The sequence below is a fragment of the Agrobacterium sp. A3-95 genome (assembly GCF_053521785.1).
On sequence record NZ_JBNWDR010000002.1, the window covers coordinates 182103 to 196300 of the forward strand.

Annotated in this window: 9 protein-coding genes; 8 read left to right on the forward strand and 1 reads right to left on the reverse strand. The window is 60.1% G+C overall.

The window, feature by feature from the left end; translation table 11 throughout:
* The first annotated feature begins 5 nt into the window (after window positions 1–5).
* From ACQZ5Y_RS06340 to ACQZ5Y_RS06360, 5 genes are read left to right on the forward strand one after another with little or no spacing between them, the layout of a single operon-like run.
* The gene (locus ACQZ5Y_RS06340; protein WP_173994119.1) at window positions 6–170 is read left to right on the forward strand and encodes a hypothetical protein; all 165 of its coding nucleotides are present in this window, start codon (window positions 6–8) and stop codon (window positions 168–170) included.
* Between the two features lie 44 nt (window positions 171–214).
* Entirely contained in the window at window positions 215–2299 is a 2085-nt protein-coding gene (gene kdpB, locus ACQZ5Y_RS06345; RefSeq protein ID WP_035199695.1) for a potassium-transporting ATPase subunit KdpB, read from the forward strand.
* 11 nt (window positions 2300–2310) lie between these two features.
* Window positions 2311–2877 carry a potassium-transporting ATPase subunit KdpC gene (kdpC, locus tag ACQZ5Y_RS06350; protein WP_174060116.1) on the forward strand — a complete coding sequence of 189 codons (567 nt, stop codon included), beginning with the start codon at window positions 2311–2313 and terminating at the stop codon, window positions 2875–2877.
* A gap of 54 nt (window positions 2878–2931) precedes the next feature.
* The gene (locus ACQZ5Y_RS06355; RefSeq protein ID WP_174060115.1) at window positions 2932–5634 is read left to right on the forward strand and encodes a DUF4118 domain-containing protein; all 2703 of its coding nucleotides are present in this window, start codon (window positions 2932–2934) and stop codon (window positions 5632–5634) included.
* Window positions 5635–5652: 18 nt separating this feature from the next.
* Window positions 5653–6342, forward strand: coding sequence for a response regulator transcription factor (locus tag ACQZ5Y_RS06360; RefSeq protein WP_025595366.1), 690 nt, complete (start codon window positions 5653–5655; stop codon window positions 6340–6342).
* A 36-nt stretch (window positions 6343–6378) separates the two neighbouring features.
* On the opposite strand, the gene ACQZ5Y_RS06365 is transcribed toward ACQZ5Y_RS06360, so the two are convergent.
* On the reverse strand, window positions 6379–7431 hold the full coding sequence (locus ACQZ5Y_RS06365) for a threonine aldolase family protein (protein WP_038494281.1): 1053 nt from the start codon (window positions 7429–7431) through the stop codon (window positions 6379–6381).
* Window positions 7432–7802: 371 nt separating this feature from the next.
* Here ACQZ5Y_RS06365 and gltB point away from each other — a divergent pair, with 371 nt between their 5' ends.
* From gltB to ACQZ5Y_RS06380, 3 genes are read left to right on the forward strand one after another with little or no spacing between them, the layout of a single operon-like run.
* Window positions 7803–12548, forward strand: coding sequence for a glutamate synthase large subunit (gltB, locus tag ACQZ5Y_RS06370; RefSeq protein ID WP_003511466.1), 4746 nt, complete (start codon window positions 7803–7805; stop codon window positions 12546–12548).
* A gap of 8 nt (window positions 12549–12556) precedes the next feature.
* Window positions 12557–12715 carry a hypothetical protein gene (locus ACQZ5Y_RS06375; RefSeq protein WP_155846257.1) on the forward strand — a complete coding sequence of 53 codons (159 nt, stop codon included), beginning with the start codon at window positions 12557–12559 and terminating at the stop codon, window positions 12713–12715.
* A gap of 15 nt (window positions 12716–12730) precedes the next feature.
* Entirely contained in the window at window positions 12731–14185 is a 1455-nt protein-coding gene (locus ACQZ5Y_RS06380; protein WP_003511464.1) for a glutamate synthase subunit beta, read from the forward strand.
* Window positions 14186–14198: the final 13 nt, after the last annotated feature.

The following is a 14198-nucleotide window of genomic DNA, read 5'->3' on the forward strand; positions in this document are numbered from 1 at the left end:
GTGCCATGACGAAGGATACTCCCCGACGTAACCGCACCCTTCCTGTCCGCACTGGCGCTCCTGTTCGCGGGAGCGCCGGCCCGGGCGGCTGGTGCGCATCCAATCTCATTCTTGCAATGATGGCGGCTCTGTTCGCCGCCGTCTGCGCTCTCGAAGTTCTCACGGGCTGATCGACCCTCATCGGTCGCCCTGTTTCAAACGCTGGAGTCTCTTCATGAGCCAGTCCAAACAAGCGAGCATCCTTGATTCTCGCATTCTCGTTCCGGCAATTGCCGACGCATTCAAAAAGCTCAATCCGCGCACGCTTGCGCGCAATCCGGTCATGTTTGTCGTGGCAACGGTATCGGTGCTGACTACCGTGCTGTTCGTTCGCGATCTCATCATCGGCAATGCAAATCTCGGCTTTTCCTTCCAGATCAATCTGTGGCTTTGGTTCACCGTTCTCTTCGCCAATTTTGCCGAGGCCGTAGCCGAAGGGCGCGGCAAGGCGCAGGCGGATTCGCTGCGGAAAACCCGCACGGAAACCCAGGCGAAACTTCTGACCGGTGATGATCGTAGCCAATACACGATGGTAGCCGGCGCTGGCCTCAAGGTGAACGATGTCGTTCTTGTCGAGGCTGGCGACATCATTCCGTCCGACGGTGAAGTCATTGAAGGTGTTGCCTCAGTCAATGAAGCGGCAATAACGGGCGAATCCGCCCCTGTTATCCGCGAATCCGGCGGCGATCGCTCGGCTGTCACCGGTGGTACGCAGGTGCTGTCGGACTGGATAAGGGTTCGCATCACCGCTGCTGCCGGCTCCACCTTCCTCGACCGGATGATTTCGCTCGTTGAAGGCGCCGAGCGCCAGAAGACGCCGAACGAAATCGCGCTCAACATTCTGCTTGCGGGCATGACGCTCATCTTCGTTCTGGCCACCGCGACCATTCCGAGCTTTGCGGCCTATGCCGGTGGCTCCATCCCGATCATCGTGCTGGTGGCGCTGTTCGTGACGCTCATCCCGACGACCATCGGCGCTCTCTTGTCGGCGATCGGCATTGCCGGCATGGACAGGCTGGTGCGTTTCAACGTGCTTGCCATGTCCGGCCGCGCGGTGGAAGCCGCCGGCGACGTCGACACGCTGCTGCTCGACAAGACCGGCACGATAACGCTCGGCAACCGCCAGGCAACCGAATTCCGCCCCGTCACCGGTGTTTCCGAACAGGAACTGGCCGATGCGGCGCAGCTTGCATCGCTTGCCGACGAAACGCCGGAAGGCCGTTCCATCGTCGTTCTCGCCAAGGAAAAATACGGCATCCGTGCCCGCGACATGCAGAAACTGCACGCCACTTTCGTGCCCTTCACCGCCCAGACCCGCATGAGCGGTGTGGATTTCGAAGGCTCTTCCATTCGCAAGGGGGCTGTCGATGCCGTTCTTTCCTATGTCGATGGCGGTGTTACGCAGCAAGGCAATACGGCGCTTGCCGTTAAAACCGAAACGGATGTAACGCGTGACATCCGCACGATCGCGGAAGAGATAGCCAAGACAGGCGGCACACCGCTTGCCGTCGTGCGCGACGGAAAGCTGCTCGGCGTCGTGCAGCTGAAGGATATCGTCAAGGGCGGAATTCGCGAGCGTTTCGCCGAACTTCGCCGCATGGGCATCCGCACGGTGATGATCACCGGCGACAATCCCATGACGGCCGCTGCCATCGCGGCGGAAGCAGGGGTGGACGATTTCCTCGCCCAGGCGACCCCGGAAAACAAGCTGGAGCTTATCCGCGAGGAACAGGCCAAGGGCAAGCTCGTCGCCATGTGCGGTGACGGCACGAACGATGCGCCCGCACTGGCGCAGGCCGATGTGGGTGTCGCCATGAACACAGGCACGGTCGCAGCGCGCGAGGCTGGCAACATGGTCGATCTCGACAGCGATCCGACCAAGCTCATCGAAATCGTCGAAATCGGCAAGCAATTGCTGATGACGCGCGGCGCGCTCACCACATTCTCCATCGCCAACGACATCGCCAAATATTTCGCCATCATCCCGGCAATGTTCCTGGCCTTCTATCCGCAGCTTGGCGTGCTGAATGTCATGGGTCTTTCGACACCGCAAAGTGCGATCCTGTCTGCCATCATCTTCAACGCGCTCATCATCATCGCGCTCATCCCGCTCTCGCTGAAGGGCGTCAAATACCGCCCGATCGGGGCCGGGGCGCTGCTGTCGCGCAATCTGGTCATCTATGGTCTGGGCGGCATCATCGTGCCCTTCATCGGCATCAAGGCCATCGACCTCGCCATTACGGCGCTTGGTCTCGCCTGAGGAGTATGGAAATGTTGAAACAGCTACGTCCCGCACTGGTGCTGATCCTTGCCACCACCGCAATCACCGGCCTTGCCTATCCTCTTGGAATGACGGGCCTCGCACAGGCTATCTTTCCCTTCCAGGCAAATGGCAGTCTGATCGAGAAGAATGGGACTGTTGTCGGGTCGCAATTGATCGGGCAGGCCTTCACCGGCGAGAAATATTTCCACGGCAGGCCGTCGGCTGCCGGCGACGGCTACAATGCCGCGTCGTCTTCCGGCTCCAACCTGGGACCGACGAGCGCAAAGCTTATCGGCCGGGTGAAGCAGGACTACGAGGCTGCTAAAGCCGAAAATTCGGCAGCCGAGGTTCCCATTGATCTGGTGACGGCATCGGGCAGCGGTCTTGACCCGCATGTGTCGCCTGAGGCCGCCTATTTTCAGGTCTCGCGTGTCGCCAAGGCAAGGGGCATGAACGAAGCGTCACTGCGCGCCGTCGTCGACGCCCATGTGGAGGCGCCTGAATTGGGCTTCATGGGCGAGCCCGTTGTAAATGTGCTGGCTCTCAACATGGCTCTTGACGCAGCCGGCTCATGAACTGAAATGGCTATGGCTTCTTTGGAAGCCATAGCTTGTCCACTGGTGGGTTAAATGCCTGACGATAATCGTGATATGCCGAGCAGACCATCGCCGGATGCGCTGCTTGAAAACGCCCGGCGCGAGGCGCGAGGGCGGCTGAAGATTTTTCTGGGCGCAGCTCCCGGTGTCGGCAAGACCTATGAAATGCTGATGTCTGGCCGGGCAAAACTCGCAGATGGTGTCGATACCATTATCGGTGTCGTGGAAACGCATGGCCGCAAGGAAACCGAAACACTTGTGCAGGGTTTCGAGATCATTGCGCGCCGGAACATTGATTATCGCGGCCAGTCGCTGAACGAGATGGATCTCGACGCCATTCTCGCCCGTCGACCGGCGCTGGTTCTGGTCGATGAGCTGGCCCACACCAATGCGGCCGGCAGCCGGCATCCCAAGCGCTATATGGATGTTCAGGAAATTCTCGCGCAGGGCATCGATGTCTATACGACATTGAACATTCAGCATGTGGAAAGCCTGAACGATGTGGTGGCGCAGATCACCCGTATCCGCGTGCGCGAAACGGTGCCGGACAGCATCATTGACCGGGCTGACGATGTTGAGATCATCGATATCACCCCCGACGATCTGATCAAGCGCCTGCAGGACGGCAAGGTCTATATGCCCCGCACCGCGCGGCGCGCCATCGAGAACTATTTTTCGCGCGGCAATCTGACGGCCCTGCGCGAGCTTGCGCTGCGGCGCACAGCGCAGCGGGTGGACGAGCAATTGCTCAACCACATGCAGTCGCACGCCATCTCCGGGCCGTGGGCTGCGGGAGACCGTGTTCTGGTCTGTCTGGACCACGGCGGCAACGGCCCCGGTCTGGTGCGTTATGCCCGAAGGCAGGCCGATCGCCTGCGCGCGCCGTGGACGGCACTGCATCTGGACACGCCTCGCTCTCAGCAATTGTCGGAGGCAGAGAAGGATCGGCTGGCCGGCACCATGCGGCTCGCGCAGCAGTTGGGCGGCGAGACAGTAACCCTGCCGGCGCTCGACCTGACGCATGAAATCATATCCTATGCCAACGCCAATAACTTCACCCACATCATCATCGGCCGTCCCAGAAGGTCGTGGTGGCAGAGAATTCTGCAGCGTTCGCTGACGCATGATTTGATAGACCATGCCGGCGATATCAGCGTGCATGTCATTTCCGGCGACAAAAACGCGGAGAAGCCGGTCCAGACCGTGAAACCGGCAACGGCTCAATCGCGGTTTTCGATACTGCCCTATCTCAACAGTACCCTCTTTGTCGGACTGGCAATCGTGGCCGGCATCGTGCTTGACCAAGCCCTTGATGTTCAAAATCTGGCGCTGGTGTTCCTGATGGCGGTTTTTGCGGCAGCCGTGCGCGGAGGGCTGGGGCCTGGCCTTTATGCTTCCCTGCTTGGTGCCTTTGCGTTCAATTTTTTCTTTCTTGAACCGCGTTATACCCTGACTGTCCGCGATCCCGAAAGCGTTGTGGCGCTGCTGTTCTATCTCGGTGTGGCGCTTGTCGCCTCAAATCTGACTGCGGCGGTGCAGCGGCAGGCCGCAGCTGCACGGATGCGTGCGCGAACCACGGAAGATTTGTACCTTTTTTCCAAAAAACTCGCGGTTACCGGCACGCTGGATGACGTATTGTGGGCAACCGCGTTCCAGATGGCGTCGATGCTGAAAGTCAGGGTCGTCCTGCTTCTGCCCGAAAACAATTCGATCACCGTCAAGGCGGGCTATCCGCCCGATGACACGCTCGTGGATGCGGACATTGCGGCCGCTCACTGGGCCTGGGAACATAACAAGGCTGCAGGCCGGGGCGCCGATACGCTCCCGGGTGCCAAACGCCTTTATCTGCCGCTGCGCACCGGCAGCGGCGCCGTCGGGGTGGTGGGGCTGGACGACGACCGGCTTGGCCCGCTTTTCACACCTGAGCAGCAGCGGCTTTTCGATGCGCTGGCGGATCAGGCGGCACTTGCCATCGAGCGCATCCAGCTGGTTTCGGATGTCGATCGGGCAAGGCTTGCGGCGGAAACCGACCGGCTGCGCACCGCGCTTTTGACCTCCATCTCCCACGACCTGAAAACGCCGCTCGCCGCCATTCTGGGTTCCGCCGGAACGCTGAAGGATTTCGCCGACGACATTCCGCTCGAGGCGCGCACCGAACTGCTTCTAACCATCGTCGAGGAATCCGAACGGCTGAACCGCTTCATTTCCAACCTGCTCGATATGACGAGGATCGGTTCGGGCGCGATGGAGCCGAATTACGGATTGCATTTTGTTGGCGATATGGTCGGAACAGCGCTTTCACGCGCGGCGAAAATCGCTGTCAGGCACGAGATCGTTCTGGACATTCCCTCCGATCTGCCGATGCTGAAGGTCGATCCGGTGCTTTTTGAGCAGGTTCTGTTCAATCTGATCGACAATGCCGCCAAATACGCGCCCGAACGAACCGTAATCCAGATTCGCGGATGGCGGCAGGGCAGGCATGTCTTCCTGTCCGTTGCCGACGAGGGGCCGGGTATTCCCCCTGATGATACCGAGCGGGTGTTCGACAGTTTCTACCGTGTGCGCAAGGCGGATCATGTGCAGGCCGGGACCGGCCTCGGGCTATCCATCTGCAAGGGGTTTATCGAGGCCATGGGTGGATCTATTCGCGCTGAAAACAGATCAGGTCGCACGGGCGCGCAATTTACCATAAGCCTGCCCGTTCCCGCCGAAGTGCCGGTGCTGAACCATGACTAGGGCTGAAGGAGATCGGCAATGACCAATTCCGCCGTTCGCATTCTGATCGTCGACGATGAACCGCCGATCCGCAAACTTTTGCGGGTCGGTCTCTCGACGCAGGACTATGCGGTCAGCGAGGCGATGAATGCCCGCGTCGCGATGGAGTTGATGAACGAGGACAAGCCCGATCTCGTGGTCCTTGATCTCGGTCTTCCGGATATGTCGGGACACGAGCTTCTGGAGAAATGGCGGGGCGAGGGACTTTCCCTACCCGTCATCATTCTTTCCAGCCGCACTGACGAGGCGGGTATCGTCAAGGCACTGGAGCTGGGTGCCGACGATTACATCACCAAGCCTTTCGGCATGAACGAGCTTGTTGCCCGCATTCGTGTCGCTCTGCGCCATCGCCTTCAGAGCCAGGGTGAGAGACCGGTGTTTCATACCGGCGATCTTTCGGTCGATCTCGTCAGACGCATCGTCAAGGTGGAGGACCGGGAGGTGAAACTCTCGCCCAAGGAATATGATATTCTGCGGGTCCTGGTCCAGCATGCGGGCAAGGTGCTGACGCACCGTTTCCTGCTGGAGCATGTGTGGGACGAGTTGACCGACGTGCAATATTTGCGCGTTTATGTACGCCAGCTTCGCCAGAAGATCGAAAAAACTCCGGATCAGCCGCGCTATATCCTCACGGAAACCGGTGTCGGCTACCGGCTGCAGGAGGTTTGAGGGCGCCGTTACGACACGGCGCCCCCGAATGTTTTGTCAGACGGCGGCGCAGATCGACAGGAAGTCGTCGACATCAGTCTCGGTCGTTGCGAAGCTGGTGACCATGCGGATCAGCACCTCGTCCTTTCCAACCTTTTCCGGCATATCGCGGGGCACCAGCCAGTCGTAGAACTTCGCGCCTTTCTCCGTTGCCGCTTCAGCGGCAGCCTTCGGCAGAATGGCGAAAACCTCGTTTGCAGTGGTCGGCCATGCCAGACGGGCACTGTTAAGCGAGGCGAAGCCGGCGCGCAGCCGATTGGCCATGGCATTGGCGTGGCTTGCGAGACCCAACCAGAGATCGTCCTGCAGATAGGCTTCGAATTGTGCGGCGATGAAGCGCGACTTCGAAAAAAGCTGGGCGGTGCGCTTGCGCAGGAAAGCGAAGTCTTTGGCGAGCGCGGGGTCGAAAAACACGATCGCTTCCGCGCACCAGCAGCCGTTTTTCGTGCCACCGAAAGAGAGCACATCAACGCCGCGTTTCCAGGTCATTTCGGCGGGCGTGGTGCCGAGTGCGGCAAGCGCATTGGCAAAGCGCGCGCCGTCCATATGCAGCGGCAGGCCGTTCTCCTTGGCGATTTTGGCAATCGCGTCGATTTCATCGAGCGTATAGACAGTACCGGCCTCGGTTGCCTGTGTCATCGTAACCGCTGCGGCGCGTCCGTGATGAACGGCGTCCTGCGGATAGCGCGAAATGCGCTCGATCAGATTTTCCGGCAGCATTTTGCCGTTCGGTCCCTCGACGGCAACCATGCGCATGCCGGAGAAGAAATCCGGCGCTCCACATTCATCCTCGATCACATGGGCCTCGGAATGACAGAAGGTCAGGCCGCCGGGGCGGGCAATGCTTGCCAGCGAAAGAGAATTGGCCGCCGTACCTGTGGCGACGAAAAACACCGCCACTTCGCGTTCGAATATTTCATTGAAGCGCTTTTCTATGGAAAGGTCGAGGGCGCTGGTGCCATAGGCAGCCGCAAATCGGGTGGATTCCCGCGAAAGGCGCTCGTTGATGGCAGGGTGGGCGCCGGCCCAATTGTCTGAGGCAAAAAACATCTCTGAAAGCTTTCCGATGGCTGTTGTGCTGGTGTTGGGAATGCGTTGACGATGACCCGCAAAGTTCTAGGACCTAACCTCGCGGTTGGCAAATCCGGCAATGAAAGCAACGGCCCGAAGCGTTTTGTGACAAGAAAGTTTCGCGCAATGGGTCAGTATCGAAACTTCGCTGCAAATCGGCACTGCGACTAATTGGATTCGCACCCTTGCTAAATCCGCGGGTTTCTGCCAAAATTCTCTCGAATTGAGACAGCTTTGCTGTCCTAAATTTGATCGAGCCGGATTGAATGCGGATTTTTCGGAAAGCGAAATTCGTGTCGAGCCGGATCTTCGCATGAAACCATGCAAGTAATTTTGCAGGAGGGACGAAAATGACAAACAAGCTGCAGGCAGACAACGTCGCCGCAACCCTGACCACAGACTGTCCCACCGCGGCTGCGGCCGCACCCGTTTCTGCGAAGGGGCGTTTCGCGGGCGGCCTGCCGGAAAAGCAGGGTCTTTACGATCCGCGCAATGAGCACGATGCCTGCGGCGTCGGCTTTGTTGCCCATATGAAGGGTCAGAAGTCGCACCAGATCGTCAAGGACGGCCTGTTCATTCTCGAAAACCTGACGCATCGCGGTGCTGTCGGCGCTGATCCGCTGATGGGCGATGGTGCGGGCATTCTCGTGCAGATCCCCGACCGCTTTTTCCGCGAGGAAATGGCGAGCCAGGGTGTGACGCTGCCGAAAGCTGGCGAATATGCCGTTGGCCACATCTTCATGCCGCGCGATCCGTCCCGTATCGATCACTACAAGAAGGTCATTGTCGACGTGATCGGCGAGGAGGGACAGCAGTTCCTCGGCTTCCGCGACGTGCCAGTCGATAATTCTTCCCTTTCCAAGGCACCTGATATCGCCGGCACCGAACCGCACCATGTTCAGGTTTTCATCGGCGCCGGCCGCGATGCCGCGACCAATCATGACTTCGAGCGCAAGCTGTTCCTGATCCGCAAGGTTCTCTCCAACCGCATCTACGACGAGGGCGGCGGTAAGGAAACGCAGGATTTCTATCCAGTCTCGCTGTCCTCCTCCACCATAGTCTACAAGGGCATGTTCCTCGCCTATCAGGTTGGAGCCTATTACAAGGATCTGGCGGACCCGCGTTTCGAATCCGCGGTTGCGCTGGTGCACCAGCGTTTCTCCACCAACACCTTCCCGTCCTGGAAGCTCGCGCATCCCTATCGCATGGTCGCCCATAACGGCGAGATCAACACGCTGCGCGGCAACGTCAACTGGATGGCGGCGCGTCAGGCGTCTGTTTCGTCGGCGCTGTTCGGTGACGATATCTCCAAGCTCTGGCCGATTTCCTATGAAGGCCAGTCGGACACCGCCTGCTTCGACAACGCGCTCGAATTCCTCGTGCGCGGCGGTTACTCCATGGCCCATGCCGTGATGATGCTGATCCCGGAAGCCTGGTCGGGCAATCTGTCCATGTCGGCTGAACGCAAGGCTTTCTACGAATATCATGCCGCGCTTATGGAGCCGTGGGACGGCCCGGCCGCCGTTGCCTTCACCGACGGCAAGCAGATCGGCGCAACCCTCGACCGTAACGGTCTGCGTCCGGCGCGCTATCTCGTCACCGACGACGACCGCGTCATCATGGCGTCGGAAGCCGGCACGCTGCCGGTGCCGGAGGAACGCATCATCAAGAAGTGGCGCTTGCAGCCGGGCAAGATGCTGCTGATCGACATGGAAAAGGGCTCGATCATTTCCGACGAGGATGTGAAGCACGAGCTTGCTGCCAAGCACCCCTACCGCACCTGGCTCGACCGCACCCAGCTCATTCTTGAGGATCTGAAGCCGGTGGAGCCCCGGGCGCTGCGGCGTGACGTGTCGTTGCTCGATCGCCAGCAGGCCTTCGGTTACACCAGCGAAGATACCAAGCTCCTGATGTCGCCGATGGCAACAACGGGCCAGGAAGCCATCGGCTCGATGGGCACCGATACGCCGATTTCGGCCATGTCGGACAAGTCCAAGCTGCTTTACACCTATTTCAAGCAGAACTTCGCGCAGGTCACCAACCCGCCGATCGATCCGATCCGCGAAGAACTGGTGATGAGCCTCGTTTCGTTCATTGGCCCACGCCCGAACCTTCTCGATCACGAGGGTGCGGCCCGTGCCAAGCGTCTGGAAGTGCGCCAGCCGATCCTCACCAATGGCGATCTGGAAAAGATCCGCTCCATCGGCCACACCGAAGACCGTTTCGATACCAAGACGCTCGACTTCACCTATGATGTGGAGCGCGGCGCCGAAGGCATGCCTGACATGCTCGACCGCCTGTGCGAGCGGGCTGAATCCGCTGTTCGTGGTGGTTACAACATCATCGTTCTGTCCGACCGTCAGCTCGGCCCGGACCGGATTGCGATCCCCGCGCTGCTGGCGACGGCTGCCGTGCATCACCACCTGATCCGCAAGGGTCTGCGCACCTCGGTCGGCCTCGTCGTTGAAACCGGCGAACCGCGCGAAATCCATCATTTCTGTCTGCTCGCTGGCTATGGCGCGGAGGCCATCAACCCCTACCTCGCCTTCGACACGCTGCTCGACATGCACAAGCACGGCGCCTTCCCGAAGGAAGTGTCGGACGACGAAGTCGTCTATCGCTACATCAAGGCGGTGGGTAAGGGCATCCTCAAGGTCATGTCCAAAATGGGCATTTCCACCTACCAGTCCTATTGCGGCGCGCAGATTTTCGACGCCATCGGCCTGTCGTCGGAATTCGTCGAGAAGTATTTCTTCGGCACCGCCACCTCCATCGAGGGCGTGGGTCTGACCGAGATTGCCGAAGAAACCGTAACGCGCCACACGGCGGCTTTCGGCAAGGATCCGATCCTTGCCAACACGCTCGATATCGGCGGCGAGTATGCCTATCGCATGCGCGGCGAAAGCCACGCCTGGACGCCGGATGCCGTCGCCTCGCTGCAACACGCCGTGCGCGGCAACAGCCAGGAGCGCTACCGTGAATTTGCCGACATGGTGAATGAGACGGCGCTGCGCATGAACACCATTCGCGGCCTGTTCAAGGTCAAATCGGCGGAAGCGCTCGGCCGCAAGCCGGTTTCCATCGACGACGTCGAACCGGCGGTCGATATCGTCAAGCGGTTCTCGACGGGCGCCATGTCCTTCGGCTCGATCAGCCGCGAGGCGCATACGACGCTTGCGATTGCGATGAACCGCATCGGTGGCAAGTCCAACACCGGCGAAGGCGGCGAAGAATCCGACCGTTACATGCCGCTTCTGAACGGCAAGCCGAACCCCGAGCGTTCCGCCATCAAGCAGATCGCATCCGGCCGCTTTGGTGTGACGACGGAATATCTCGTCAATGCCGACATGTTGCAGATCAAGGTCGCGCAGGGTGCCAAGCCCGGCGAAGGCGGCCAGCTGCCCGGCCACAAGGTGGATGCCACGGTTGCAAAGACCCGTCACTCCACTCCGGGCGTCGGCCTCATTTCGCCGCCGCCACACCACGATATCTACTCCATCGAAGATCTGGCGCAGCTGATCTACGACCTGAAGAACGTCAACCCGGAAGCAGATGTTTCTGTGAAGCTCGTGTCGGAAGTGGGCGTTGGCACGGTTGCGGCGGGTGTCGCCAAGGCGCGCGCCGACCATATCACCATCGCCGGTTTCGATGGCGGCACCGGTGCTTCGCCGCTGACGTCGCTGAAGCATGCCGGTTCGCCCTGGGAAATCGGCCTTGCCGAAACCCAGCAGACGCTGGTGCTGAACGGCCTTCGTTCGCGCATAGCGCTGCAGGTGGATGGTGGTCTGAAGACCGGCCGCGACGTCATCATCGGCGCGCTGCTTGGTGCGGATGAATTCGGCTTTGCCACCGCGCCGCTGATTGCTGCGGGCTGCATCATGATGCGCAAGTGCCATCTGAACACCTGCCCCGTCGGCGTCGCAACGCAGGATCCTGTTCTGCGCAAGCGCTTCAAGGGGACGCCGGAACACGTCATCAACTACTTCTTCTTCGTGGCTGAAGAAGTGCGCGAAATCCTCGCCTCGCTTGGCGTTACCAAGCTGGACGAGATCATCGGCGCTTCCGAACTCCTCGAAAAGGATGAGATGCTGGCGCACTGGAAGGCCAAGGGTCTGGATTTCAGCCGCATCTTCCACAAGGTAGAGGCTCCCAAGGAGGCAACCTTCTGGACCGAGCGTCAGAAGCACCCGATCGACGATATTCTCGATCGCAAGCTGATCGAGAAGTCGCTACCGTCGCTGGAAAACCGCGAGCCTGTCGTTTTCGAAGTGCCGATCAAGAACGTCGACCGTTCCGCCGGTGCCATGCTGTCAGGCGCGCTTGCCAAGCGCTGGGGCCATAAGGGTCTGAAGGACGATACGATCCACGTGACGCTGCGCGGCACGGCCGGTCAGTCCTTCGGCGCGTTTCTCGCTCGCGGCATCACCTTCGATCTGGTGGGTGACGGCAATGACTATGTCGGCAAGGGTCTTTCGGGTGGCCGCATCATCGTGCGCCCGCCGGAAAACACCCGTATCGTCGCGGAAAACTCGATCATTGTCGGCAACACCGTTCTTTACGGCGCCATCACCGGCGAGTGCTATTTCCGTGGTGTTGCGGGTGAGCGCTTTGCAGTGCGCAACTCCGGCGCGGTCGCGGTTGTCGAAGGTGTCGGCGACCACGGTTGCGAATATATGACGGGCGGTATTGTCGTGGTGCTCGGCGAGACGGGCCGCAACTTCGCAGCCGGCATGTCCGGTGGCGTGGCTTACGTTCTCGACGAGAAGGGCGATTTCGCCACCCGCTGCAACATGGCCATGGTCGAGCTGGAGCCGGTTCCGGAAGAGGACGACATGCTCGAGAAGCTGCACCATCACGGTGGCGACCTCATGCACAAGGGACGCGTTGACGTCTCCGAGGACATGACACGTCACGACGAGGAGCGGCTCTACCAGCTGATTTCCAATCACTTCCACTACACCAACTCTGCACGCGCCAAGGATATACTCGACCGCTGGAGCGAGTTCCGTCCGAAATTCCGAAAGGTCATGCCGGTCGAATACCGTCGTGCGCTTGAGGAAATGGAGCGCATGCGCATGGGCGTCGCGGCGGAATAATCCGCCGCGTGAGGATACTACACCAACTGGTCTCGCTGATGATCGCGGTCGCCGTTCCCATGGTGATCTATTGGACAAGCGGCGAGACCGGATTTGAATTCATCGTATTGGGGGCGGCTTTCGGTTTCGCTTACTGGTACTGGGGCCCGACAGGCGCTCCGCTTTGATGTGAGGACATAAACGTGGGCAAGGTTACAGGTTTTCTTGAGATCGACCGGCAGGTGGGCAAGTATCAGCCCGCATCGGACCGTATCCGCCATTTCCGCGAATTCACCATTCCGATGTCGGATGCCGAGGTGCAGAAGCAGGCGGCGCGCTGCATGGATTGCGGCATTCCCTACTGTCACGGCCCGACGGGCTGTCCCGTGCACAACCAGATCCCCGACTGGAACGATTTGGTTTATAACAACAATTGGGAAGAGGCGATCCGCAACCTCCATTCTACCAACAACTTCCCGGAATTCACCGGCCGCGTCTGTCCGGCACCCTGCGAGGAAGCCTGCACGCTGAACCTCGAGGATGCACCGGTCGCCATCAAGACCGTCGAGCAGGCGATTGCCGACAAGGCCTACGAGCTGGGCTTTATCGTGCCGAAGCCGGCGACGATCCACACCGGCAAGAAGGTCGCCATCATCGGTTCCGGTCCTTCCGGCATGGCGGCAGCGCAGCAGCTTGGCCGTGCCGGTCATGAGGTCCACGTTTACGAGCGTGAATCGAAGCCCGGCGGTTTGCTGCGTTATGGTATTCCGGATTTCAAGATGGAGAAGAACTTCATCGACCGCCGTGTCGAGCAGATCAAGGGTGAAGGTGTTACCTTCCATTGCGGCGTCAACGTCGGCGTGGATGTAACGGTCGAAGCGCTTCTGGCTGATCACGATGCGGTTCTTTATTGCGGCGGTTCGGAAACCCCGCGCCCGGCTGGCATCGGTGGCGCCGATTTCAATGGCGTTTACGACGCCATGCCCTATCTCGTGCAGCAGAACCGCCGCGTTGGCCGCGAAAACATCGACAGCATCGGGTGGCCGGCCGATCCGATCCTCGCCGGCGGCAAGCATGTCGTCGTCGTCGGCGGTGGCGATACGGCGTCTGACTGCGTCGGCACGGCCTTCCGTCAGGGTGCGGTTAAAGTCACACAGCTCGATATCCGCCCGATGCCGCCGGAAAAGGAAGACAAGCTCGCCGTATGGCCCTTCTGGGCAACGAAAATGCGCACCTCTTCTTCGCAGGCAGAAGGTGCCGTTCGCGAGTTCCAGGTGGCCACGCTTGAATTCGTCGGTGAAGACGGCGTTTTGACGGGTGTGAAGTGCTGTCAGGTGGACGACCGGCGCAAGCCCATTGCCGGTACGGAATTCATCATCAAGGCTGATCTTGCCTTCATCGCCATCGGTTTCTCCGGTCCTTTCACCGATAGCGTGCTGAAGGAAATGGATGGCAAGCTGTCGCTCAACACCGATCGTCGCGGTTCCACCAACGTGATCGCCAACGAAACGGACTACAAGACCTCGGTCGACAAGCTGTGGGCGGCAGGCGACGTTCGCCGTGGCCAGTCGCTGGTGGTCTGGGCAATCCGCGAAGGCCGTCAGGCCGCACGTGCGATCGACGAAGAGCTGATGGGCGCAACCGTCCTTCCGCGCTGAGCGAGTTGACGCG

Coding starts and splice junctions, on each gene's coding strand:
- ACQZ5Y_RS06340 (WP_173994119.1), top strand. CDS start 6: ATGACGAAGGATACTCCCCGACGTAACCGCACCCTTCCTGTCCGCACT.
- kdpB (WP_035199695.1), top strand. CDS start 215: ATGAGCCAGTCCAAACAAGCGAGCATCCTTGATTCTCGCATTCTCGTT.
- kdpC (WP_174060116.1), top strand. CDS start 2,311: ATGTTGAAACAGCTACGTCCCGCACTGGTGCTGATCCTTGCCACCACC.
- ACQZ5Y_RS06355 (WP_174060115.1), top strand. CDS start 2,932: ATGCCTGACGATAATCGTGATATGCCGAGCAGACCATCGCCGGATGCG.
- ACQZ5Y_RS06360 (WP_025595366.1), top strand. CDS start 5,653: ATGACCAATTCCGCCGTTCGCATTCTGATCGTCGACGATGAACCGCCG.
- ACQZ5Y_RS06365 (WP_038494281.1), bottom strand. CDS start 7,431: ATGTTTTTTGCCTCAGACAATTGGGCCGGCGCCCACCCTGCCATCAAC.
- gltB (WP_003511466.1), top strand. CDS start 7,803: ATGACAAACAAGCTGCAGGCAGACAACGTCGCCGCAACCCTGACCACA.